Below are 24,331 nucleotides of genomic sequence, written 5' to 3'. Positions count from 1 at the left end.
GACGTGCCCGCTCGGCCGCCCGGCCGAGCGGGCACGTCGGTCGCCGCCGGTGCGGGTCCGGGCCGGCGTACCTGTGTGCCTGTCGAGCGGGACGCGGTCACCGTCCAGGTGGGCACGGCGCCGAGGACCGGCCCGCCGGACACGGACGCGACGGCCCGCGGATCCGGCCGGGGCCGTCCCGCGGTCCGGCGGTTCCGGGGTGTCACCGGCCGGGGTTCTCGCCCACCCGCTCAGCAGGGTGCGGATCCACCGTTGGAAGATCGTTCGAGTGGCTCGTCGGTGCGCACGATGGTGGCGAGCACCTCGTTGAACGCCTCGGTCGAGGTGGGGTGGTTGTAGACGGCGTCGCGGAGTTCCGCCGCCTTGACGCCGTGCCGCATGGCGAGCGCGACGGTGTTGATGAGTTCCTGCGCGTCGACGCTCAGCAGGACGGCTCCGAGGATCTCGTCCGTCTCGACGTCGATCACGAACTTCATGAATCCGCGGGTCTCCTCGACGATGTACGCGCGAGGCATCGCCACGATCTCGGCGACGGGTTCGCTCGCGATCCTCACCCGGTGGCCCGCCGCTCTGGCCTCCCTCTCGGTGAGACCGACGGTCGCGAGCGGCGGGGTCATGAACAGGGTGCGGGGAACCGCGACACGGTCCGACACCGAGCGCCGGCCCTCACCGAGGAGCTGGTCGAGGACGACGCGGCTGTCGTCGAGGGAGAGGTAGGTGTGCTGCGGCCCGCCGCGGACGTCGCCGAGAGCGTAGATGTGCGGCTGGCTCGTGCGCAGACGCTCGTCGACCTCGACCGCCCCGTGTTCGGTGGTGCGGACGCCGGCGGCGTCCAGCCCGAGGCCGCGGGTGGCCGGCGCGCGACCGGTGGCGGCGAGGATGATGTCGGCTTCGAGGGTGTGCCGCCGTCCGTCCTGCTCGTAGACGACGGTCGCGCCGGTCTCACCGTCGCGAACCTCCGTGACGTGCGCGCCCTTGACGATCTCGATGCCGTCGCCCGTGAGGATGCTCTCGGCGACGGCGGCGGCCTCGTCGTCCTCACGGCCCAGAATCCTCGAAGAGGCTTCGAACACGGTGACCCGCGAGCCGAACCGGCGGTAGATGGAGGCGAACTCGATGCCGATGTATCCGCCGCCCACGATCGCGAGCCGTTCGGGCAGGAGCGTCGTCTCGATCAGACCGGTGCTGGTCAGGGTGTGTTTGCTCTCCCTCAGGCCGGGAGTGTCTGGGATGATCGTTTCAGCGCCCGTGTCGATCAGGATGGTCTCGGCGGAGATCGTGAGACGTTCGCCGCCCGCGTCGACACCGACGGTGTGCGGGTCGACGAAAACGGCCCGGCCGGTGACGACCGTCACGGTCTCGGTGCCGTTCATCGCCTCGTAGTTGCCGCTGCGGAACAGGGCGGTGAGCGCCTGCACCTCTTCGACGGAGCGCTCGTACCACTCCTGCGCCGGGTCACTGTCCCGGCGCTTGCCGGCGTGGTGGACCAGCGCCTTCGTCGGCACACAGCCGACGTTGGGGCAGGTGCCTCCGTACATCCGCTCCGACTGCTCGACGAGCACCACGCGCTTGCCGAGGCGACCCATCTTCTTCGCGACGGCCGTGCCGCCCTTGCCGAACCCGACAACGAGAAGATCGGCGTGAAGAGTGCTGTCCGTGGTGTCCATAGCTCCAGTTTCAATATGTAAAATTGAGCTCACAAGGCGTATTAATCTCATTTTTCCTCGCGAGCGTCTCATCATGGATTCAGTCAGTCACCTGGTCCGCCTGGCGAGAGCGCAGGCGACCCTGGACAGGCGCTGCCTTCTGGCCGGCGCGACCCTCATGGATATGCCCGCGCAGGGCGAGGGCAAGGCCCCTTTCCACGTCCTGCTCGACGGCGCGTGCACGCTCGAGCTTCCCGATCGGCGTGTCGAGCTCCGGCCGGGCGATGTCGCGCTACTCCCCCGCGGTACACCGCACCGCGTCCGCACCACCGGCTCCGGGCGCACACAAGGGGTGGTCGAAACTCTCGGTGGCGCATTCTCCACCGTCCGTAGCCGAACGGGTGAGGGCGTGATCGACCTCTTCTGCGGGTACTACTCGTTCGGTCCCGGCGCGGGAGCCATGCTCTTTCGGAGTCTTCCCGACCCCTTGCGGGTGTCCTTCGCGGAATCCGGCGAGGTGGAGGAAATCGTCCGGATGCTGAGCGCGATCATGCGACGGGAGGCGCGGAACGACGGACCCGGCACCGCCGCCATCCTCTCGGCCCTCTGCGACGCGCTGCTCGCGATGGTGCTGCGGAAATCGAGCGGGCGACTCGCCGAGACAGCGCTGTGGACCGCCGCCCACGACGAGCGGATCCGTGCCGTCATCGACGAGGTGCTTCGAGATCCCGGCGCCGACTGGCCGATCGCCCGCCTGACGCGAGTGGCGGCGATGTCCCGGGCCACGTTCATCCGGCACTTTTCCCGCGACACCGGAATGACCGTCGGCGCGTTCCTCACGCACATCAGGTTGATGACCGCGGCCGAACTGCTCGTCGACACCGACCGCACGATCGCCTCGGTCGCCGCCGACGTCGGGTACCGTTCCGAGTCCGCGTTCAGCCGGGCGTTCCGCCTGGCGACCGGATCGACGCCGGCACGGTTCCGCCGGAACCTCCGACACGCCGCGTGAACGATGCCGGCGGCCTCGTCCGCGCGGCACGCCCTGGTCATCGCCCGCGGACGAGCGGACGCGACCGGATACGGCCGGCGGCCAGAGCGTCACCGCCGCTCGTCACAGTTGCCGCGCCAGATCAGGTGAATACGCTGGAACAGCGGCTCAGAAGGCTAGAGTAGCGCTCCGTGTCATTGACGAGGCGGGGAGCGACGCCAGGCCACGGCGCCGGAGGCGGCAGTGGGAGATACCCGGGTGGGCACGGCCGACAGCGGGCCGAGCGGCCGGCCACCGCGAGAAGCGGCAGCGGGGCGACGCCGGCCGCCGCCGGCCCGAGGTGAGGGCGACCGGTCGTGAACAGCTTCGGTGACGCCCTGATCGGCGACTGGCACCGTGCCGTCTACGCCGCGGTCAAGGCGCTGGCGTTGTTCCTGACCGCCGTGGTGGCGTTCCGGCTCACCGAACGCCGGACCATGGCGGAGTTCGCCCCGTTCGACTGGGTCGCCGCCGTCGCGGTCGGCGCCATCGTGGGACGTACCGCCACCGCGACCGACGCCTCGTGGCTGACCGGCGCGGCGGCGCTGCTGGCCCTGCTCGCCGCCCACGCGGCCATCACCAGGCTGCGGTTCCTGCCGGTCGTCAGCCGCCTGGTCGACCCACCGATGCGAATCCTGATCCACGACGGACACGTCAACTGGCGCGACCTGCGCCGTTGCGGGCTCACCAAAGCCGACCTCGAAGCCGTGCTCCACCAGCACGGCTATCACGGCCCGGCCGGCATCCACCTCGCGATCTTCGAGGCCAAGGGTGCCGTCTCCATCCTGCCGTACCCTCCGACCACACCGGATGCGACCCGGTAGCACGGGCCCGCCGCCCACTTTTCCCAGCGCCCCTTTCCACGTGACCGACCGAGGCGCCGTGAAACCATCGGAAATCCCGCGTCAAAACGACCGTCTCTCCTGAACGGTATCGGCCGCACCCCATACGAAAAAAGGCCAGGCCATATTTCTGGCGACGGTTGAAATAATAAGGACCGCGAGTCAATGATATGGAAATCGCGACCGAATCGAAAACCGGCGCGGCATACTCAAACTTTCTGTTGTTATTTGCCACGCAATGTGATGTCTTAGTTGATGGTTCGTGTTGGGCCGGCGGTATCGGCGGGATGTGCGTCGCTGTCGCCTAGGACGCACCTCGGTCCTATGGAGAGAGGGAGTCAAGCTGGGGGGTGGCGTCTGTCTGCCCAGGTGATTGGGCAGAAGCTCTACGACGCCGTCGGGCATGGGTCGCGCACGCCGGCTCACGGCACCGGCGTGTGACATTCGAGCCGTTGTTGCGCGCCCGCCTTTGATGGGCGCGCAAATCCAATTCTTTCGCGTACGTGTGTTCACGCATGCATTCAATCCGGCCGCACCATCTCTTGGTTTGTGGTGCGCGGATGTCTTCGCGTGTTTCTCGGGCGTCAATGTGAGGAGTTCTCTTAATGCACGACAAAAACCTGGTGAAGGTCTACAAGGACCGCGAGTACACCTCCACGACAATGGTCCGCCACGACGGCATGGTCGTCGCCTTCGCGGTGGGAACCGACCGGCGTGTCTACTACAGCGTGCTGAGCCTGGACCAGGCCGACCGGGCGCGGGGAGCGCTGGACGCGGCCTATTGGAACAACGATCCGGGACTGCTGCCCTTCCCCGCCGAAATCGTCGACGTGAGCGCGGAGGCGCCGCTGGCGGCGGTCATGCCGACGGTGAAGAAACGCGGCTCGGTGGAGGCGTCGTCCTCGGAGAAGCTACTGCCGGGAGAGGACGACCCGTTCCTGTCGACGACGGCTCGGCTGACTTCTACCTTCCCCATCCAGGTGCTGTCGGACGGCCGGCACATCCTGGTGTTTCGCCAGTCGGTCGCGGCCGGTGATTCGGGGTCGGTGTACGAGACGACCGGGGGCCTGTGGTCGGGGGATTCGGCGCGCAAGGACTACACCCTGGTCGGCGGGGTCAAGGTCGCCGCGGCCGACTCCGCGTTGCTGTGCGACCGGTTCGTGCTGGTCGGCGCCGAACTCAAGCCGGTCGTGGAGGTGCGCTACCAGCGCAGCCGCAGCAGGGTCGCCCCCGCCTCCGGCGGAGACACGCTGGGCACCCGCGACATGGAGGGGCGGCTGTTCTTCGAGCCGACCCTGAAGCTGTCGTTCGCGGGCAGGCTCAGCGGCGGGATCTTCTCGGTGCTGTCGCTGCCGACCGCGATCTCGGGGTTCTCCCGCTGGCAGATCTTCACCGCCGACGACGCCGGTCTCCTGCACAGTTACAACCTGGAACAGAGCCCCGAGGGGTTGTTCAACGTCAAGGGCACGCAGCTCTACACGAGCCCGGATGCCAAGTTCGCCGGTTCGGTGCTGGAGCGGGCGCCGGGAATCGACTCCCACACCGGGAAACTGCTGGTGCCGGTGCGCCCGCCGCAGAATCGGGGGGGCACCGCGCTGCGGTTCGACAACACGGCCGGCGCCCCGGTCATCTTGGGGAAGGTCGCCACGGCGGTGCCCGCGGGACCGTACACGATGGAGGCCTGGATCAAGCCCGCCACCGCCACCACCACCGGAATCATCGTGGGCCGTACCGACACGACCGGCTTGGCCACCCCGGTCCATCTGAGCTTGAAGGCCGACGGCAAGCTGCTGTTCGGCCATGGCTCGCAGAGTCTCACCTCCACCGCGGCGGTGCCGATGGGCGCCTACTCGCATGTGGCGGCGGTCTTCGACGGATCGCAGATGCAACTGTTCCTGGACGGCGTGCCGGCGGGGACTCTCGCCACGACCGCGAAAGTTGAGGTCACCGCCCAGCTCGTGGTGGGCAAACGAGTCGTTTCGGGCCCGGCGCAGGCCGATCCCTTCAACGGGCATATCGACGAGGTACGGATCTGGACGCTCCCCCGCGGCGATTTCTCGGCGCGCGGGCAACGGCCGGCCGGCACCGAGGCCGGGCTGTACGCCTACTTCCCCTTCGACGAAGGCTCGGGCACCAAGGTGCACGACCGCGGTGGCAACAAGTTCGAGGGCACGTTCGACGCCGGTCCGGTGTGGACGGATTCGGACGCACCGTTGTTCGACGGCCCGGGAGTGAGCCGCCAGTCGTTCTCGATCACCGGGCGCAAGGTGGTCTGCGGTCTGACCGCGACCCTGTACTACCAGCAGCAACCGGCGGTGACGGGATACGGCCACACGCCGTCGCCGGAGAAGGGGCAGGCGCGGGTACTCCTGGCCTTCGCCACCTCGGGGCCACCGCCGACGGGCGAACCAACCGGCCGCTCCTACGTCGCGACCTTGGACTTCGCACTCTCGCGGGAGGGGAAGCTGGCCACAGCGCCGGGAGTGATCGATCTGACCTGGATCGGCACGCCCGACCCCACCAAGGACAACGACAAGCTGCGGGCCGCCCAGGAGGCCGTCACCGCGGCTCGCGGTCAGCTCTACAACGACCAGGTGCTCGCGGAGCGGCTCGCGGGCACCAGGGCGCGACTGGACCAGATCGATCATGAACTGTACGACGGAGGCGCCATCAGCTTGTACACGCTCAACCGGACCATCGTCGGCCCAGCCCGAGACTGGGGCGGCCACCGGGAGAGGGAGAGAAGACTCTTCGCCGAGATGGCCGTCCTGAGTCCGGAAGCTGATCGCCAGTCCGAGGCCAAAAAGCGAATCGGCACGGACAAGGCGGCCTTGGAGACGGCTCTCAACGCGCAGGCCACGCTGACCGGGGCGCTGCTCGGCGCGGCCGAGGCGGTCCTGGCGATGCCCAAGGTGTGCATCGACCGCTCGGGCCTGACCGTGCTGGGTGCCCTGTTGTCCTTCGCCTGGACGACCCACGCCCCCGCGCTGCTGGACAGCTCCACCGGTGAGGTGGCGCTGTACTTCCGTGGCGGGGAGGGCCAGTTCTTCGCCGTCTACTACGCGACCACCATCTCCCCCGCTGTCAAGGAGATCACCGTGACGGGCGGCGCGTTGCGCCTGTCCGGCCGCGATGTCGCGATGAAACTGGCCGACTTCGACGTGAAGGTGACCGCGACCGGGACCGGCGTGTGCAAGGTGGAGGTGACCCGGGGGACGACGGTCGAGACGTTCACCTCGGTACCCGACCGGGCCGACCTCCTGGCCGCGGTGCTGAACGGCTCGGCACGAGGATCGGACCTGGGGACGGTCCTGTCGGTCCAGGACAAGACCGTGACGCTGACCGAGCCGCTGACGACCACGCTGAGAGCGGGCTTGGTCATCACGGTGGGTGAGGACAGCCGCACCGTCGCAGCCGGGCAGTCGGGGTCGGCGCAGATCACCCTCACCACCGGCAACCTCACCGCCGGTACGGGCGCCAAGGTCCGCATCGCGGCCTACGACTACACGCTGGCCTCCTGCAACGTCGCCGGCATGTCGCCGGCCCACGGCTCACTGCTCGTCAGCGCCTACGCCGGGACCGCCTCCACGCCGGTGCCCGGGGGGACCGCGTCGAATCTCAGCGAACCGCTGGGGCCGCGCTGGCACGGTGACGCGCCGGGACGGGCGTTCTCCTTCGACTCCGCCCAAAAACACCGCCTGGAACTGACGAGTACGGCGAACATCTCCGCCCTGGCCGCGTCCGGGAACCTGACCCTCGAAGCCTGGGCCAAGCCGACGTTCGTCGACGGCATGGACACCATTCTTCACACCGATCTCGTTGACACGTGGTACTCACTGGGTGTGGAGGACGGCACCCGGACCAACGGGGAGCGCGGCTACGCCATCAACGCGAACATCAACAAGCAGGTCTTCCGCAGCTCCGAGGTGTTCCCCCTGGCCGAATGGGCGCATCTGGCGGTGTCGTTCGAACAGAGCTGGGCGATCCAGATGGACGGCACCGGCCACCTGAACGCCGGCGGCGCGGGCGGCCTGGACCTCGTGGACGACCTGACCATCGAGGCGTCCGTGAAACTCGACTCCATCGGCGCCAAGCAGGGGCTGGTCGGCAAGGGCGCGCTCGGCGTCGGCAACCACACCGCCGTCCCCTACTGCCTGTATGTGGACACCGACGGTCGCCTCGCCTTCACCTTCGAGTCCGGCTCCGGCTCGGCTGCGGCGAAGGTCTACAAGTCGGACACGGCCCTGGCGGCGGGCGTCTTCCACAAGGTCGCCGTCACCCGCAAGAACCCCACCGGCCTTGAGAAGAGAGTGGAGATCTGCTTCTTCGTCAACGGCAGGAAGGTCGGCGATTCGCAGTGGTACAGCGGCGCCAAGCCCATGGGCAACGACGCGCCGGCCGAGCTGGGCCGGATGGTGGTGGGCAAGGCGGCGTCCGGTCTGAAGGGCGCGCTGTCGGAGGTGCGGATCTGGAACATCGTCAGGGACGGTGACCAGATCGGCGTGCCGATCACCACCAAGGCCTCCGGCCTGGCCGCGTGGTGGACCTTCCCCGAGAGCAAGGGCTCCCAGACCGAGGACCTGTGCGGCTCCTACCCGGCCACGCTGCACGCGGTGACCCGCGTCCGCACCCCCGACCCCGACGGGAACCGGTTCACCTTCTACCGCAACGGCAGCCCCGTCCCCTCGGAGAAGACGACCTCGATGACGGCGAGCGTGGTGCGGCCCACCTCCGCACGCTCGGTGGTGGCCGACGGGTTCACCGGTGACCTGGACGAGATCCGGGCGTGGCGTACCGCCCGCACCCAGGAGCAGATCCTCGACAACATGTTCGGCCGCGTCCGCGGCGACCGGCAGGACCTGCTGGCCTACTATCCCTTCGACGCCGACGACACCGTGACCGGGGCGGCGGTGAAGGACGCCGGTCTGAGCGGCCACCACCTGACCCAGTCGAGTCCGGCCCCCAAGATCGTGTTGTCCACCGCGCCGATCTCCACCGACACCGCCCAGATCCGCTCCGCGCTGACCGGCATCCGCACCGCCTTCCACACCTCGATCGCGCACACCCCTGCCGCCACCGAGTACGGCGACATCCAGCGCCTCACCGACGATTCGCTCATCGGGGTGCTGAAACGGGCCTACACCTACCTGCAGGCCGACAAATCGTGGGCACTCAACACCGGGTACAAGGTCGGCGAGCTGACCACCACCTGGGTGGGCCAGGCCCAGTTCGACCCGCAACTGATCGGCTACATCGAAGGCGCCCCGCCGATCCCGTCGGAGAACCTCATCGCCGGCACCGCCGACAACTACAAGGGCGCCTCCTCGGTCGCCTTCGTCCAGGCGGACAACGTCGTCAACGCCCTGTCATCGAACAAGAACAACAGCATCGACACGTCCGCGAAGGTGAAATTCGAAATAGCGACCGCCCAGAGCATCTGGACCGTCGCCGCGCCCCTGGGCGCCGGTACGGCACAGCCAATGGCCGAAGCCACCTTGGATCTCGGGCTCAACGTCGAACTCAAGTACGCCAACACCTGGAGCAACGAAACCAAGGTGTCCCAAGGCACCAACACCACCCGTACCAGCAAGGTAGAGGTCACCGGCGGCTGGGAGGACCCCGACCCGACCAAGCAGGTCAACCCCACCGCCGGGCGACGCTGGGTGCCGGCCAACACCGGGTTCGCCGTGGTGCAGTCCGAGACCGCCGACCTGTACGCGCTGCGCCTGGTCCACAGCGGCGCCCTGGTCGCCTACCGGATGCTGCCCAGCCCCGACATCCCCCGCGACTGGAACCTCATCCCCTTCCCGATCAACCCCCGCTACACCAAGCAGGGCACCCTGGACGGCGTCGTCGGCTACGCCAAGGACGAGACGGCCCAAGGACTGCGCTCCTTCCCCGACCCGCACTTCCCCAAGGCGGGCCAAGGGGAGCGCGGCGAGTTCAGCTACTACCGGCCGGTGGAGGCCTACCGGATCAAGAAGCGGATCCAGCGCGAACAGCAGCAGCTGCAGGGCTTCTACGAATCGGTGTCCACCGAGACCCACGCCCCCGACCCCACCCACGGCCAGGCGGCCAAGGTACTGAACGGCATGATGGGCGGCACCGGCGCAGAGGTCACTCAAGGCGGCAACCCCGAGACCGGACGCGAGGCCACCCGGGCCGCCTCACGCCGCAACATCGTCAACACCTACGTGTGGACCGCCGCCGGTGGCTTCTTCGCCGAGACCACCGGCACCACCGACCAGGTCACCGAGACCACGACCGGCTCCTTCACCTTCACCGCCGCCATCGGCTGGAGCGAAGTCGGGGGCTTCGCGATCGGCAACGTCGGCGCCAAGTTCGGCTTCGAGTCCACCACGACCACCGGCTACAGCATCACCCGCAGCAAGTCCAAGGACGCCACCCGCACCTTCAGCCTGGACGTCACCTGCGCCCCCGGCAACCAGTTGCAAAAACACAACGGCGACACTCCCCTGTTCGACGCCGACGGCAAACCGATCCTGGTGCCCGGCCGCGTCGACGCCTACCGCTTCATGACCCTCTACCTCGACACCACCACCGACAACTTCGAGGACTTCTACGGCAAGGTCATCGATCCCGAATGGCTGGACCGCAGCAAGGACCCCAACGCGCTGGCGCTCAAGCGCGCCCAGCAATCCGACCGCAAACCCCCCTGCTGGCGCATCATGCACCGCGTCACCTTCGTCAGCCGCGTCCTGGACACCGCCACCACCACCCCGTCCCTGGCCCAGGCCATGGGTGCCCTCGGCATCACCAGCGACTACGAGCTGATCCATCGCCTCAAGCCCTACCTGGCCGGCGCCACCGGCGACTTCAACGCGTTGAGCCGGGCAGCCAAAACCGCGCTGGCCACACACTTCGCCCGCCTCGCCCCCTACGCCGAGACCATCGTGGGCCGCCTGGCGGCCTACTACAACCTCCCCCCCGACGCCCCCGCCCTCACGCCCGCCGCACCGACGCCCCTGAGCACCCTCACCAGCACCACAAAGTCCGTCGCCCAGGGGACGAACCTCACCGTCCACTACTCCACCCCACCCGGCACCGTCAGCGCCAAGAACTGGATCGGCCTGTATCCGGTCGACAAGAAGCCCTCGCAGGTGGAGGCCCTCGACTGGAAATACGCCCCCGAAGCCGACGGCACCATCGCCATTCCCACCACCAAGCTGCCCGGCCCGGGAACCTACGCGGCCTGGTACCTCCACAACGACGGCTACACCGCCCTGACAGGCGTACTCATGTTCACCGTGACCTGACCCGTCGTCACTGACGAGCCACCCGAGGCGCCGGGCGACCTCGCCCGGCGCCTCGGGGTTCGGCTTGACGTGCTCGACGAGGGCGGCGTCGCGGTGACTGGGAACCGCCCATTCGAACCCCCGGCGACGCGGAGACCGGGAGAACTCAGGAGAACAGGGCGTGGCCCCAGTAGTCGCCCGCGTCGCGCACGCCCGGCGGGCAGGCGAACAGGCCGCTGGAGACGTGCTTGATGTACTCGTTGAGGGAGTCCTTCCCCGCCAGGGATCTCTGCACGGCGACGAACTGCCGGTGGGGATCGCGCTGGTAGGCGATGAAGAACAGCCCGGCGTCCAGGCGGCCCAGCCCGTCGGAGCCGTCCACGTAGTTGTAGCCCCGGCGCAGCAGCCGCGCGCCGCCGTTGTGGGACGGGTGCGCCAGCCGTACGTGCGCGTCGTCCTTGATCAGGGCTTCCCCGTCGGGGCCCTTGGCGTCGAAGTCGATCACGTCGAACTCGGCCTTCCCTCCCAGCGGGGCCCCCTCCCCCTTGTTCCGGCCGAAGATCTGCTCCTGTTCGGCCAGCGGCGCCCGGTCCCACGTCTCGACCAGCATCCGGATCTTGCGGGTCACCAGGTAGCTGCCCCCGGTCATCCAGTCGGAGCCGTCGTCCGGCCCCACCCAGAGCTGCTCCCTCAGCAGCGCCACGTCCTCCAGCTTGAGGTTGGAGGTGCCGTCCTTGAAACCCATCAGGTTGCGCGGCGTCGCCTGCGCGCGCGAGGTCGACGACGTGCGGCCGAAGCCGAGCTGGGACCAGCGCACCGAGACCCGGCCGAAGCCGATGCGCGCCAGGTTGCGGATGGCGTGCACCGCCACCTGCGGGTCGTGCGCGCACGCCTGCACGCACAGGTCACCGCCGGAGATCTCCGGCAGCAGCGCGTCACCGGGCAGGTGCGGCAGGTCGGCCAGCGCGGCCGGCCTGCGGGAGGCGAGCCCGAACCGGTCGTCGAACAGCGACCCGCCGAAGCCGACGGTCAGCGTCAGCCCGGAGGCGGGCAGGCCGAGGGCCTCGCCGGTGTCGTCGGGCGGCGCCTCGGGCTGGCCGCCGATCGCGCCGAACGCGCCCGCCTCCTGCCCCTGCGTCATCCGGGCCGCGGCGGCGGTCCACTCCTGCAGCAGCTCGGCCAGCTCCGCCTTCTTGTCCGTCGTCACGTCGAAGGAGACGAAGTGCAGCCGGTCCTGCGCCGGGGTGACGATGCCCGCCTGGTGCTCGCCGTAGAAGGGGACAGGATCGGAGGTGGAGGCGGCCTGGGCTGGGGCGGGCCCGCCTCCCGCCCCGCGCACCGCGACGGCGCCCGCGCCGGCGACCGCCACACCCGCGGCGCCCATCCCGAACAGCTTCCTGCGGCTGATCCGCTCGCTCATCGAACCTCTCCCCTACGGCTACGGAGGGCCATCCGCTACTTGGCCACCACTGCGGCGATCTTGCTGATCGGCTCGGCGAGCGCGTTGATCGCGTCCGACAGCTTCTTGAGGTCGTCCTTGGACAGCTCGGTGTGCAGCTTCCAGCCGTCGCCCTTCCGGTGGGCGCCGAGCGCGGCCTCGGCGCCGGCGAACTTCTCGTCCAGCGTCGTCACCAGCTCGGGGGCGCGCTCCTCGAGGACGGGGCGGAGTGCCTGGACCGCGGCCTTCGAACCCTGCAGGTTGGCGTCGAAGTCCCACAGGTCGGTGTGCGAGTAGCGGTCCTCCTCGCCGGTGATCTTGCCGGAGGCGACCTCGTCGAGCAGGCCCTTGGCCCCGTTGGCGAGCAGCACGGGCGACAGCTCGGCCGCGTTGGACTGTTCCACGATGGTCTTGATGTCGGTCATCAGCTTGTCGGCGACCGGCCCGTCCTCGCTGACGTCCTTGGCGACCCAGAGGTCCTTCTCGATCTTGTGGAAGCCGGTCCACTCCTCGCCCTCGGCCACGTCGTTCTCGCGGGCGTCGATGGCCGGGTCGAGGTCGCCGAAGATCTCCGCGACCGGCTCGATCCGCTCCCAGTAGGTGCGGGAGACGGGGAAGAGCTCCTTGGCCCTGTCGATGTCCTCGGCCTTGACCGCGTCGACGAACTCCTGCGTCTTGGTCAGCAGCGTGTCGCTCTGCGACTTGATGTAGCGCTTGTAGCCGGCGGTCGCCGTGGCGAGCTGGGCGTCGTCGCTGAGCGGCTTGTGCTCGCCGGTGACCTTGAGCGGTCCGCGGACGCCCTTGCCGACCATGCCGGGCTTGCAGGCGGTCTGGTAGCTGCCGGCCGGAAGTTCCACGATCACCTCGCGGGTCAGGCCGGGCACGATGTTCTCCACCTCGCCCATGACCCGGTCACCGGCGGCGTAGACGTAGAACTCGGTCACCTTGCTGCCGCCGTTGGTGATGGAGAACGTCGAGGTGCCCGCGGGCACCTCGGTGACGGCGACCTTGCACTCGGTGTCGGTGGCGGCCACCGCGACGGGACCGCCCTTGGCCGGGGCGGCGGACGCTCCGGTGCCCGTGCCCGCGGTGGACGCGGTGGGCTCGGAGGAGCAGGCGGTGAGGCCGGCGAGCGCGAGAGCGCCCGCGGCGATGGCAAGGGAAGTGCGCATGGTCGTCCTGTTCAAACGGTTTCAGCCCGCGGGCTGCGGGTCGGTCGGGGAAGACTGGGAACTCGGAGAACTCGGAGAAGGCGGGGACGCCGAGGAGGCGGTGGAGGCGGTGGAGGCGGTGGACGAGGAGGTCGGGCGGCCGTGTCGCGGCCTCAGGAAGAGGATGAGCGTCGGCACCGCGTAGGCGATCCACGCCACCGTCTCCAGCACGCTCGGCTGCGGGGTGATGTTGAACATCCCGGACAGCAGGGCGCCGTACCAGGAGTCGGCGGGCAGCACGCCGCTGATGTCGAAGGCATAGGTGGAAAGGCCCGGCAGGACACCGGCCTCCTGCAGGTCGTGCACGCCGTACTTGAGGATGCCGGCGGCGACCAGGATCAGCAGCAGGCCCGTCCAGGTGAAGAACGTGGTCAGGTTGATCCGCATCGCGCTGCGGTAGATGGCCCAACCCAGCGCGACCGCGGTGAGCAGGCCCAGGCTGATCCCGATCAGCGGGACGGCGGTGGTGGTGGCCCCCTGCACGGAGGCGAAGAACAGCAGCGCGGTCTCCAGGCCCTCGCGCGCCACGGCGAGGAAGGCCATCACGACCACCGCGGTCGCGCCGACCTCCAGGGCCTGGCTCAGCCTGGCGCGCAACTCGCCGGAGAGGGTACGGGCGGCGCGCCGCATCCAGAAGATCATCCAGGTGACGAACACGGCGGCGAGCAGCGAGGTGATCGCCTCGAACAGCTCCTGCTGCCGGTACTCCAGATGCGCGACGGTGAAGGTGAGCAGCGCGCCGAACGCGACCGACAGGACGAGGGCGGCGCCGACCCCGGCCCACACGAGGGGCAGCCGGTCGCGCCGGTCGCTCTTGACGAGGAGCGCGACGAGCACGGAGACGACGAGCGTGGCCTCCAGGCCTTCGCGCAATCCGATGAGGTAGCTGGCGAACACCGTCACTCCATAGATGGAAAGCCTTACCTAAATTAGGGCAGGGCAACCTTACTCTCCGCAAGAGGACAAACCCCACAGGGGGTACGACTCTGAGCAGGGACGATGATCACGACGGGCGCGTGACTCGCGCGTTTCCCGCGTGGAGCGCGCCACGAGGTCCCTGACGGGAGAATTCCCCCTCGGAGGGTGGGCGACACCGGGGGCCACCATCGCGGCGTCCGGCCGCCAGACTCCCCTATCGGTGAGGATAGATCCGATGATTCGAAATCATCACGCGAACGACAAATGACACCCCGTTGACATGGACCGATCCATTTCTGCCCCTGAGCTGGGTGTTTTCACGAAGAGGTTACCGTCTTTTTTCGGCACATCTCTTAAGTGTTGCGTTTAGGTGTCAGATCCTGTCAGGATGACCGCAAGCGGTCCGATGTTACTCGGCGATGACATATACCGCTTCGCGTCTTCTGGTGGCGTTCCCCCGGACGAGAACCAGTCAGGAAAGGGCCACTGAGCTCCTCCTCGTGACGCGGCGATCGCTCATCGTCGGCCGGCCACGCCCGGCTCCGATCCCGATGGCGACGACCGCCGATCGACGTACCGGGCTCCGGTGGCTCCACCTTTCGGCGGACGTGCACGCACGAACAGTTCCGCAACTACCCGAAGGAGTTCACGTGGCCGTCTCGCGTCGGAGGTTCATGACCTCCGTGGCATCCGGGTCCGCTCTCGCCGCGGTGTCGTCGTCGCAGCTACTGTCCGCGCTGGGCAGCGCGGCCCGCGCCGACAGCCCGATCGGGGACGTGGTCGGGAAGATCACCGTCGGCTACCAGGGCTGGTTCGCCTGCAAGGGCGACACCGCCCCCATCAACGGCTGGTGGCACTGGAGCGCCAACATGGGCCAGAGCCCCTCACCCACCAACAACACCATCGTCGCCTGGCCCGACACCCGCGAGTACACCAACACCTACCCCACCGCCTACGCCAACCTCAACAACGGCCGGCCCGCCACCCTGTTCTCCTCCTACGACCAGCAGACCGTCGACACCCACTTCCGCTGGATGCGCGAGAACAACATCGACACCGCCGCCCTGCAACGCTTCAACCCGATGGGCGGCGAAGGCCCCACCCGCGACGCCATGGCCACCAAGGTCCGCACCGCCGCCGAGGCCAACGGCCGCAAGTACTACATCATGTACGACGTCACCGACTGGACGAACATGCAGCCGGAGATCAAAACCGACTGGCTCAACAAGATGAAGGCCCACACCACGTCGTCGGCCTACGCCATGCAGAACGGCAAACCCGTCGTCGGCATCTGGGGTTTCGGCTTCAACGACCCCAAACGCCCCTGGGCACCCGCCCCCTGCCTGGAGGTCGTCAACTGGTTCAAAGCCCAGGGCTGCTACGTGATGGGCGGGGTACCCACCCACTGGCGCCGCGGCGTCGAGGACTCCCGGCCCGGCTTTCTGGACGTCTACCACGCCTTCCACATGATCTCCCCCTGGATGGTCGGCCGCATCGGCACCATCGCCGACGTCGACCACTTCCACACCAACGTCAACCTGCCCGACCAGGCCGACTGCGACGCCCACGGCATCGACTACCAACCCTGCGTGCTACCCGGCGACGTCACCACCCGCCAGCGCCGCCACGGCGACTTCATGTGGCGCCAGTTCTACAACATGGTCCGCATCGGCGCCCAGGGCATCTACATCTCCATGTTCGACGAGTACAACGAGGGCAACCAGATCGCCAAGACCGCCGAGACCCTCGCCGACGTCCCGGCCAACTCCGGCATGCTCGCCCTGGACGAGGACGGCACCGCCTGCTCGGCCGACTACTACCTGCGCCTGACCGGCGACGGCGGCAGAATGCTCAAGGGCCAGATCCCCCTCACCCCCACCCGCCCCACCCCACCCAAGATCGGAGGCGGGGGTGACGGGCAGGCACCGACCGTGCCGGGCAATCTCGTCTCGACGGCGAAGACGGCCACCACCGTGACGCTCTCGTGGTCGGCCTCCACCGACAACGTGGGGGTGGCCGGCTACCAGGTGCGCCGCGGCGGCACCGTCGTGGCCACCGTCCCGAACACGCCGTACACCGTGACCGGCCTGACCCCGGCCACGGCGTACAGCTTCACCGTCGTCGCGCGTGACGCGGCCGGCAACACCTCCGGCGCGTCGAACGCCGTGAGCGTGACCACGTCGGCGTCGTCGACCGCGGTGATCGCCCTGCGCTCCAGGGCCAACAGCCGCTACGTCAGCGCCGCCAACGGCTCGCCGCTGATCGCGAACGGGACGTCCGTCGGGACCGCGCAGCAGTTCGAGCGCGTCGACCTGGGCAACGGCAACGTGGGGCTGCGGGCGAGGCTCAACAACCAGTTCGTGTGCGCCGAGGGCGCCGGGGCGCAGCCGCTGATCGCCAACCGCCCCGCGGCCGGGGCGTGGGAGACCTTCCAGCTGGTCACCAACCCCAACGGGTCGGTCAGCCTCCGGGCACAGGTCAACGGCAAGTACGTGTGCGCCGAGGGCGCCGGGGCGCAGCCGCTCGTCGCCAACCGCGACGCGATCGGCCCGTGGGAGCAGTTCGACCTCGTGGCCGGTTGAACCGGTTGAACCGGTTGAACCGACAGGGACGGCTGCGATCGTGACCGGCTGAGACCACGTCCGCGCCGGGCGGGCCACAGTGCCCGCCCGGCGCTTTCCAGCGTGTCCGGCGGCTCCAGGACCGGCGTCGGGCGGGCGGTCATTTGGCGAGCATGACGTAGAGGCCGAGGACGATGCCGGCGGCCACGACCAGGAAGCAGAGCCCGGCTCCCGCGCGACCCGCCGTCCGCCCGCTGGACAGGCCGGCCAGGGCCAGGGAGAAGACGGCGACGAGCCCGGCGCCCGCCAGCAGCGAGGCGAGCAGCACCTTCCACAGCGCGTCCAGGTCGAGGTACTCGTTCACGCGGCGTGCTCCCTCACCTTCGCGACCGGGGCGAGGCGGCCGGCCCATTCGTCGTTGACGTTCCCGGCGTTGACCGGCTGGCGCCGCGAGGCCAGGTACAGCGCCCCCGACAGCACCAGGGCGACACCGAAGACGACGGCGACGCCCAGCGCGCCGCCGATCACGTTGGCGCCCGACCAGGCCAGCGCGCCGACCGCGGCCGCGGCCGGGAGGGTGATCAGCCACGCGGCCCCCATCCTGGCCGCGAGGCTCCAGCGGACCTCCGACAGGTGCTTGCCGATGCCGGAGCCGATCACCGAGCCCGTGCACACGTGCGTGGTCGACAGCGGGAAGCCGAAGTGGGAGGAGGCGAAGATGACGGCCGCCGAGGAGCCCTCCGCCGCGAAACCCTGCGGGGTCTCGATCTCGGTAAGGCCCTTGCCGAGGGTACGGATCACCCGCCAGCCGCCCAGGTAGGTGCCCAGCGCGATGGCGGTCGCGCTGGCCACGATCACCCACGGCGGGGTTCCCGCGTCCTTGCCGATCGCACCGGCGGCGATCATCGCGAGGGTGATGATGCCCATCGTCTTCTGCGCGTCGTTGGTGCCGTGGGCCAGGGAGACCAGCGAGGCCGAGCCGATCTGGCCGTACCTGAACCCGCGGCCCCTGGTGCCGTCGGGGACGTTCCTGGTGATGACGTAGACCAGGTAGGTGCCGACGGTGGCCACCAGGATCGCCGCCAGCGGTGCCAGCACGGCCGGGATCAGCACCTTGGACACGATCTCCGCGCCCTTGACGGCCGAGGCGCCCGCCGCGATCAGCGTGGCCCCGACCACACCGCCGATCAACGCGTGCGAGGAGCTGGAGGGGATGCCGAAGTACCAGGTCAGCAGGTTCCAGGCCAGGCCGCCGATCAGTCCGGCGAAGACGATCGTCAAGGTGATGGCGCCGGTCTCGACGATGCCGGTCGCGATGGTGGCCGCGACCTTCAGCGACAAAAACGCCCCGGCGAAGTTGAGCGCCGCCGAGAGCGCGACCGCGACCTTGGGGCGTAGCGCACCGGTGGCGATCGAGGTCGCCATGGCGTTGGCGGTGTCGTGAAAGCCGTTGGTGAAGTCGAAGGACAGCGCGGTGACGATCACGATGGCGAGCAACACGAAGTTCGCATCCATGCCCGCAGATATGACACCTCAGAGGGCATCTATGCAGCTCAGCGAGCTCCATACGAAGAATTCATCTTCTCGTCGACCGCGCGTCACCTCGGGTGACGGAGATCATCGGGGTCGTGTCCTCCCTCTCGCCGGGGTGCCCGTACGAATGGGAGGCCGTCCCGGGGTGGCCGTCCCAGGGGGTGTTCCGGAGGGCGTGGGCGATCGGTCAGAGGTATCCCCACTCGACGCAGATCTCGCGCAGTTCCTCCGGGATCTCCTCCGGGGCGGGCAGCGGCCTGCCCGGCTGGACCCTGCCGCTTCTGATCTTGTCGCGCCAGTCCCCGATGCCCTTCACGAACTCCCCGTGCCCGTGGTCGCCGTACGTGATCATGCCGGGCTCGTAGCCGACCCCGAGGTAGGCGCAGACTCGCCGCATCTCCGCCTCGGGATCGGCGACGATCGCCTCGTACGTCAGGGTGAGGCCGTCGAGCGTCCGCCTGGCCTCGGTGAGGTAGCGCATGTACTGCAGGGTGTGCCGGATCGCCTCCGCCCAGGGGCGCTCCAGCGGAGCGGCCTCGTGCCACGACAGGGCGATCGAGGCGGGATGGCGCATCAGGAAGACGTAGCGCGCGTCGGGCCAGCAGGTCGCGAGGCGCCGGTGGGCGAAGACGTTGCTGGGCGTCTTGTCGACGATGATCTGCTTGCCGCTCCCGGCCAGCTCGCGGTGGAGCATGCGGTCCCACAGGATGTGCTCGATGTCGCTGGCGGAGATGCCGAGCGTCTCCATCGCCTGGCGCAGCGGGTCGGTGGTCATCGTGACCGCCAGGCGCCGCACGTGCAGCTCGTGCGGCGCGTGGATCCGGGAGTGGCTGTTCAGCATGACGCGCAGCAGGGTGGAGCCGGACCTCACCGGCGACAGCACGAACACCGGTTCGCGCAGCAGCCGGTCGACCTCCGGATCGGCCGGTGGCCGGGGAACGTCCACGGGAGGGGGCGGAGGCGGGGGCTGCGGGGGCGTGACCTTACGCCGCACCCGGGTGATGTTGTAGCCCGTCATCCCTTCAAGAGCCGTGTTGACTCTGGTCTTCCACGCCATGACCAGCACCGTAGGGAGCCCAGGCATCGGGAAAGTGAACGTGACCTGTGGGTTGGGGTGCCGCGCCGCGCGACCGCCGCCGCACGGCGCGGCCCTTCCTCAGGTACGGATCAGGTGTGGATCAGGTACGGAACGGGCCGGTCACGCAGTAGGTGATGCCCCCGGAGGAGGAGCCGGACGTGCCGCGCTGGGAGGAGAAGTACAGGCGGTTGCCGGCGGGGGTGAAGGCCGGGCCGGTGATCTCCGAGGATCCCTGGCCGCCGAGGCGCAGGAACGTGGAGACGGTGTCGTTGGCGGTGATCAGGCAGATCTCCATGTTGCCGCCGTCCTCGGCGACGTAGAGGTCGCCGAAGGTCGAGCCGGTGACGTTGTCCACGCCGGTCAGCGGAGCGGTGCCGGGGCTGACGAGGCTGTCGTCGTAGGCGAGCTCGTAGGTGCCGGCGGCGACGTTGACCTGCCAGACCCGGTTGTCGCCCTTGGTGGTGAACCACACCGTGTCGTTGGCGTAGTAGCACCCCTCGCCGCCGTTGAAGGACTTCGATCCGGAGACCTGGCTGCGGGTCGCGGTCGGGGAGCCGTCGGGATCTGGGACGTTCGCCCAGGTGAACGAGCCACTCGTGGCCGAGCCCGCGCGCAGCACCTGCAGCGTGCCGGAGGACAGGTCGCCCCAGGTGGTGGGGACGAACCGGTAGAACCGCCCGTTGGTCTCGTCCTCGGTGAGATAGATGACCTTGCGGACCGGGTCGGCCGCCGCCGCCTCGTGCTTGAAGCGGCCCATGGCCGGGCGCTGTGTCGCCGCGCCCCCGAAGGGGCGGGTCTCGTATACGAAGCCGCGGTCGACCTCCTCGCACGACAGCCAGGTGTTCCACGGCGTCGCGCCACCCGCGCAGTTCTGCCGGGTGCCCGACAGGATCGAGGAGGCGGAGACCACGTTGCCCGCGGAGTCGAAGCGGATCGCCGAGGCGCCGCCGCCGGGGTTGATCTCCGCGTTGGACACGTAGATCCAGCCGCTGCCGTCGGCGAAGCAGGCGCCGCCGTCGGGGGCGCTGTGCCAGGTGTAGGAGGTGCCGGGAACCACCTGGCCCGATCGGGCGATCACCCGGCTGGTGAACCCCGCCGGGAGCTGGATGCCGTTGGCGTCGGCGGCCAGCAGAGGGCCGTAGGGGCCAGGGGCGTTCTGGGCCGGGGCCGCGAGGGCGGCGTCCTGCCAGAGGCTTCCGGTGAGGGCCAGGGTGCTCGTACCGAGCACCGAGGCACGAAGGAATGTGCGGCGTTCCATCGACGAACCTCCAAAACGAGGATCAGCAGAACCATTTCCCTGAGCGATCCCAACGGTAGGAGCGTTGGTGAACACCCGCCAGTTAATGCGGTTAACGGCGTATGGCCCGCATGTGCTGATTGAGGAGGTGCGCGATGCCCGGAACGACAAAATGTTCTAATCAACAGGTCTATTGTTATTTCTTGACAGAGGGAGCAAAAGATGGAAACCGTGATTCGCACCGGGGATCTGCCGGTGGACGAGCGGTTCGATTCCTGGCTCGATCACATGTTCCGGCAGGTGGTGGCTCCCATGATGGTCACCTGTGACGACCCTGCGGGTTTCCGGGGGAGCATCAAGTCGACGGCTCTGGGTCCCGTCCATGTTTCCGCGGTGGGGGCCTCCCCGTGTGAGGCGTACAGGACGTCTCAGATGATCCGCCGGTCCGACCCCGAACTGTTCCAGCTCGCGTTCAACCTGCGCGGGGAGACGACGATAACGCAGGACCGCAGATGCGCTCCGTCGCAGCCGTCGGATCTCGTGCTCTATCACACCTCGCGTCCCCATCAGGTACGGACCCGGCAGGTACGAACCGGGCTCGACGAGTACGCCACCCGTGGGGTGATGGTGGTGTTTCCCGCCACGCTGCTGCCGCTGCCTCCGCACAAGGTGGAGCGACTCACCGCCACCCCGCTGTCAGGCCGTGAAGGGGTCGGCGCCCTGCTCGCGGGATTCCTGACCCGGATGACCGCCGGCACCGACCGGTACGGGGCCATGGAAAGCCTTCGCCTCGGCGGCATCCTGATCGACCTGCTCACCACCGTGCTGGCCCACCGCCTGAACGCCGACGCGACCGTGCCACCCGAGACCCGCCGGCACACCCTCCTGCTGCGGATCCACGCCTTCATCCAGCAGCACCTGGCCGACCCGAACCTGTCCCCGGCCACGATCTCCGCCGCCCACGACATCTCCATCCGCACCCTGCACCGGCTCTTCCAGACACAGGAGGCCACCGTCGCCGCCTGGATCCGCGACCAGCGGCTGAGACACTGCCGACGCGACCTTCGCGACCCCCTCCTCGGCCACCGGTCGATTCACGCCATCGCGACCCGCTGGGGTTTCACCGACCTCAGCAGGTTCTCCCACACGTTCCGTAACGCCTACGGACTCAGCCCTCGCGAGTACCGGCACCAGCCGGACGCCGGCTCGCCTCAGGCGACGGCCCACCAGCACCACCCGGGAACGTCTCCCTGAGACGGCGAGCTGTCGTCATCACCGCCGCGGCCTTGGCCGTACTGACGAGCCCCGCCCTGACCGGCCCCGCTTCCGCCGGCCCGGCCGTACAACTGCTGGGCCAGGGGCGACACCCGGCGGGCACATCGCGCGTTCTCGCCCTCGGCGGCGGTCCTTCACCCGGACTCTTCCTCCGCCGGCCTCGGGGGACGACAGAACCGCCGTCAGCGGTGAGCCCTCGCCAGGGGGTGCGGGCGGTGGCGCCGCCCGCACCCTCCTCACGACCTCACTCGGGTCCGGGCCTCTCGATCTGGGCGGGCGGGGTCCCCTTGGGCTTGGGAATGCGGACCGTGTCGGAAGGCCGGTCCCCCTTGTTGCGCGCGGTCAAGGTGGGATAGCAGTCGTAGTAGCAGTAGTAGCGGTCGCAGTAGCGCAGGAAACAGATCCAGCCCTCCTCGGTCGTCCGCTCGCAGACGGCCGCCGGAGCCGCCGAGGCCGCCCGGGAAGACGACGCGGCGTGGGCACCGGCCGCGGGGAGACCGACAAGCAGACCGGCACCGGCCAGGACCACGCCGGCCAGAACGACACCGGCATCGCGGGTGAGGATATTCATGACTCTCCTTGGTTACGTACGGAACACGACAAGGACGAACGTAATCATTCGGATACACAGAGTCACGCAGCCGATCGGTACGTGTCGGACGCCCCGGCCGCCGAGGGGACCGGACCGAGGCGGGTGGGTTGCGATCTCCCAAGGTTCTCGTTCACGGGAGCCGATGGGCGGCACCGAGGTCGTGCGGGTGGATCAGCAGGTCACAGGACCGCCCCAGGGCGACCCGCGTGGGTCTCGGCGTACTCGCCGAGTGGGGCGGGACAGGGGCCGTCAGGCGCAGATCGGCAGCGTGGGGTTGTCGTGGGTGCGCACGGCGGGGAGCCAGGCGATGCCACCGGGCACCTGGGGAAGGCGGACCCGGAACCAGCGCGTCGTGCCGACGCCCGTCTCGTCCTCGACGCGGTCGCCCTCGTAGAGGACGCAGTCGGCGTTCAGGACGTCGTCGTGCCACACGCGATGGCCGACCACGTTGTGGGCGTCGTACTTCCGCCGCGGGTCGCGGGCCAGTCCCATGCTGCAGGACGGCACCCGCTCCTCGCGCTTCTTGCAGTTGCCCTCGATGTTGAAGACCCGCACCGGCGCGATCGCGGAGACGGTGCCCTGCTGGCTCTTCACCACCGTCGGCTCGCCGGGATCCCGTTCCGGCGCCAGCATGACGAAGGCGGTCGTGGCGGTCGCCACCAGCGAGATCGTCACCGCCGCGACCACCACCGGACGTCGCGCGCGACGGTGTTCGCGCGAGGCGGGCGCGACCGGCCGCGACGACGGCTCGGCGACCACCTTCCACCCGTCTCGCCCGTCACCGGGCGGCGGGTCGTCGGCCGAGGGCTCGTTTGGCGAGGTGGCGGCCGGGGCCGCCGAGGGCCGCGCGGCGTCGGCGAGCGCCCACAGACGGTGGAGCTCCCTGAGTTCCTCGCTGCTCGCACCGCACGCCTTGGCGAACGCGTGGACCGGGCCGTAGCCGGCCGGGAGTTTCGTACCGGCGCAGTAGCGGTGAAGGCTGGAGCGGCTGATCCCCGTCTGCCTGGCCAGCGCCTCGAAGCTGCTGCCGGAGCGTTCCTTGAGCATCCTCAGCCGGGCCGCGAACTGTTCGGCCTCTTCCGCCAGCGTCATCGCGCCTTCCCTTTTCAGAAATTAACCACCCGCTGAGCCCGGACCGCCGAAGATCATATCTCACCCGTATCCCAGCCGATCGGCAAAGGACCCAGTTCGGAGCGGGCGAGCGCATTCCAGAATCCCATCCCAACAGTTCTTCTTGAGGGGAGTCAACCGCTGCTGCAAATGTCGTCCCTGCCGCGTCCACCTGGAACGGCCGGCGACGGGAAGCGCGTGAAGGGGAGCGTTGCAGGCGAGGAACGCCGGTGCGCGAATCGACCGGCACGGCCGTTCCAGGTGCCTCGCAAGCCCGTGGTGGTGTCGCGCGTACGGGTGCGCGAATCAGATCACGGTTTCACCGGCGTGACGCGCCGGCGCGGGCCGTCCGGGAACAGGGGCCTCGGACGGCCCGCCGGTCAACGCCTTTCCCTGTTTCCCAGGGCTGACGGGGAGACCCGGGAGAGGGAGCCGGGAGAGGATCCGCGGTGGCTCGCGCACGGCGCCGGGAGAGCCCCGGCCACGCCTCGCGCGCCCGGCCCGCGCCTGGCGGGAGCGCGGCGGGAGCGCGGCGGGGACACGGCGGGGACGCGACCGGAGCGCGGCGGGAACGCGACGGAAGCGCGGAGGCGTTCCGCGCCCG

General features: G+C 69.1%; 15 protein-coding genes. 5 read left to right on the top strand and 10 right to left on the bottom strand.

Translation table 11 applies throughout. The features are described from left to right. Nucleotides 1–230: 230 nt before the first annotated feature. Nucleotides 231–1,667, bottom strand: coding sequence for a dihydrolipoyl dehydrogenase family protein (locus OG587_RS27260; RefSeq protein WP_329080099.1), 1,437 nt, complete (start codon nucleotides 1,665–1,667; stop codon nucleotides 231–233). Between OG587_RS27260 and OG587_RS27255 the strand changes: the two genes are divergently transcribed. From OG587_RS27255 to OG587_RS27245, 3 genes are all read left to right on the top strand, one after another. Then, nucleotides 1,648–2,658, top strand: a complete 1,011-nt coding sequence (locus tag OG587_RS27255; RefSeq protein ID WP_329080098.1) for an AraC family transcriptional regulator — start codon at nucleotides 1,648–1,650, stop codon at nucleotides 2,656–2,658. The two genes, OG587_RS27260 and OG587_RS27255, sit on opposite strands and share 20 nt — an antisense overlap. Before the next feature lie 335 nt (nucleotides 2,659–2,993). After that, entirely contained in the window at nucleotides 2,994–3,500 is a 507-nt protein-coding gene (locus tag OG587_RS27250) for a YetF domain-containing protein (protein WP_329080097.1), read from the top strand. A 623-nt stretch (nucleotides 3,501–4,123) separates the two neighbouring features. After that, entirely contained in the window at nucleotides 4,124–10,795 is a 6,672-nt protein-coding gene (locus OG587_RS27245; RefSeq protein WP_329080095.1) for a LamG domain-containing protein, read from the top strand. Nucleotides 10,796–10,940: 145 nt separating this feature from the next. Here OG587_RS27245 and efeB read toward each other — a convergent pair whose 3' ends face one another. Genes efeB through efeU form a run of 3 tightly spaced genes read right to left on the bottom strand, consistent with a single transcriptional unit; the run spans nucleotide 10,941 to nucleotide 14,320 of the window. Beyond that, nucleotides 10,941–12,194 carry an iron uptake transporter deferrochelatase/peroxidase subunit gene (gene efeB, locus OG587_RS27240; RefSeq protein ID WP_329080094.1) on the bottom strand — a complete coding sequence of 418 codons (1,254 nt, stop codon included), beginning with the start codon at nucleotides 12,192–12,194 and terminating at the stop codon, nucleotides 10,941–10,943. A 35-nt stretch (nucleotides 12,195–12,229) separates the two neighbouring features. After that, nucleotides 12,230–13,384, bottom strand: coding sequence for an iron uptake system protein EfeO (efeO, locus tag OG587_RS27235; protein ID WP_329080092.1), 1,155 nt, complete (start codon nucleotides 13,382–13,384; stop codon nucleotides 12,230–12,232). Nucleotides 13,385–13,405: 21 nt separating this feature from the next. Next, nucleotides 13,406–14,320: an iron uptake transporter permease EfeU gene (efeU, locus tag OG587_RS27230; protein WP_329080091.1), complete on the bottom strand. Its 915-nt coding sequence runs from the start codon at nucleotides 14,318–14,320 to the stop codon at nucleotides 13,406–13,408. 671 nt (nucleotides 14,321–14,991) lie between these two features. Here efeU and OG587_RS27225 point away from each other — a divergent pair. Beyond that, nucleotides 14,992–16,923, top strand: a complete 1,932-nt coding sequence (locus OG587_RS27225; protein WP_329080090.1) for a fibronectin type III domain-containing protein — start codon at nucleotides 14,992–14,994, stop codon at nucleotides 16,921–16,923. 139 nt (nucleotides 16,924–17,062) lie between these two features. On the opposite strand, the gene OG587_RS27220 is transcribed toward OG587_RS27225, so the two are convergent. The 4 genes from OG587_RS27220 to OG587_RS27205 form a co-directional block, all read right to left on the bottom strand. Next, on the bottom strand, nucleotides 17,063–17,266 hold the full coding sequence (locus tag OG587_RS27220) for a hypothetical protein (RefSeq protein ID WP_329080088.1): 204 nt from the start codon (nucleotides 17,264–17,266) through the stop codon (nucleotides 17,063–17,065). Beyond that, nucleotides 17,263–18,417, bottom strand: coding sequence for an inorganic phosphate transporter (locus tag OG587_RS27215; RefSeq protein ID WP_329080087.1), 1,155 nt, complete (start codon nucleotides 18,415–18,417; stop codon nucleotides 17,263–17,265). The genes OG587_RS27220 and OG587_RS27215 overlap by 4 nt, the downstream gene beginning before the upstream one ends. A gap of 205 nt (nucleotides 18,418–18,622) precedes the next feature. Beyond that, nucleotides 18,623–19,519, bottom strand: a complete 897-nt coding sequence (locus OG587_RS27210) for a sulfotransferase family protein (RefSeq protein ID WP_329080084.1) — start codon at nucleotides 19,517–19,519, stop codon at nucleotides 18,623–18,625. A 94-nt stretch (nucleotides 19,520–19,613) separates the two neighbouring features. Further along, nucleotides 19,614–20,771, bottom strand: coding sequence for an alkaline phosphatase PhoX (locus OG587_RS27205; protein ID WP_329080083.1), 1,158 nt, complete (start codon nucleotides 20,769–20,771; stop codon nucleotides 19,614–19,616). 201 nt (nucleotides 20,772–20,972) lie between these two features. Here OG587_RS27205 and OG587_RS27200 point away from each other — a divergent pair, with 201 nt between their 5' ends. After that, complete coding sequence (locus OG587_RS27200) at nucleotides 20,973–22,004, top strand: helix-turn-helix domain-containing protein (protein ID WP_329080081.1); 1,032 nt, start codon at nucleotides 20,973–20,975, stop codon at nucleotides 22,002–22,004. A 265-nt stretch (nucleotides 22,005–22,269) separates the two neighbouring features. Here OG587_RS27200 and OG587_RS27195 read toward each other — a convergent pair whose 3' ends face one another. Together OG587_RS27195 and OG587_RS27190 are read right to left on the bottom strand one after the other, a co-directional pair. Then, complete coding sequence (locus tag OG587_RS27195) at nucleotides 22,270–22,596, bottom strand: hypothetical protein (protein ID WP_329080079.1); 327 nt, start codon at nucleotides 22,594–22,596, stop codon at nucleotides 22,270–22,272. Between the two features lie 270 nt (nucleotides 22,597–22,866). After that, nucleotides 22,867–23,709: a helix-turn-helix domain-containing protein gene (locus OG587_RS27190; protein ID WP_329080077.1), complete on the bottom strand. Its 843-nt coding sequence runs from the start codon at nucleotides 23,707–23,709 to the stop codon at nucleotides 22,867–22,869. Between the last annotated feature and the right edge of the window lie 622 nt (nucleotides 23,710–24,331).

It is taken from the genome of Streptosporangium sp. NBC_01469 (assembly GCF_036227305.1).
Taxonomy (GTDB): Bacteria; Actinomycetota; Actinomycetes; order Streptosporangiales; family Streptosporangiaceae; genus Streptosporangium.
Note: the sequence above shows the minus strand (reverse complement) of the source record. Positions and strands in the feature narration are given on the sequence as shown.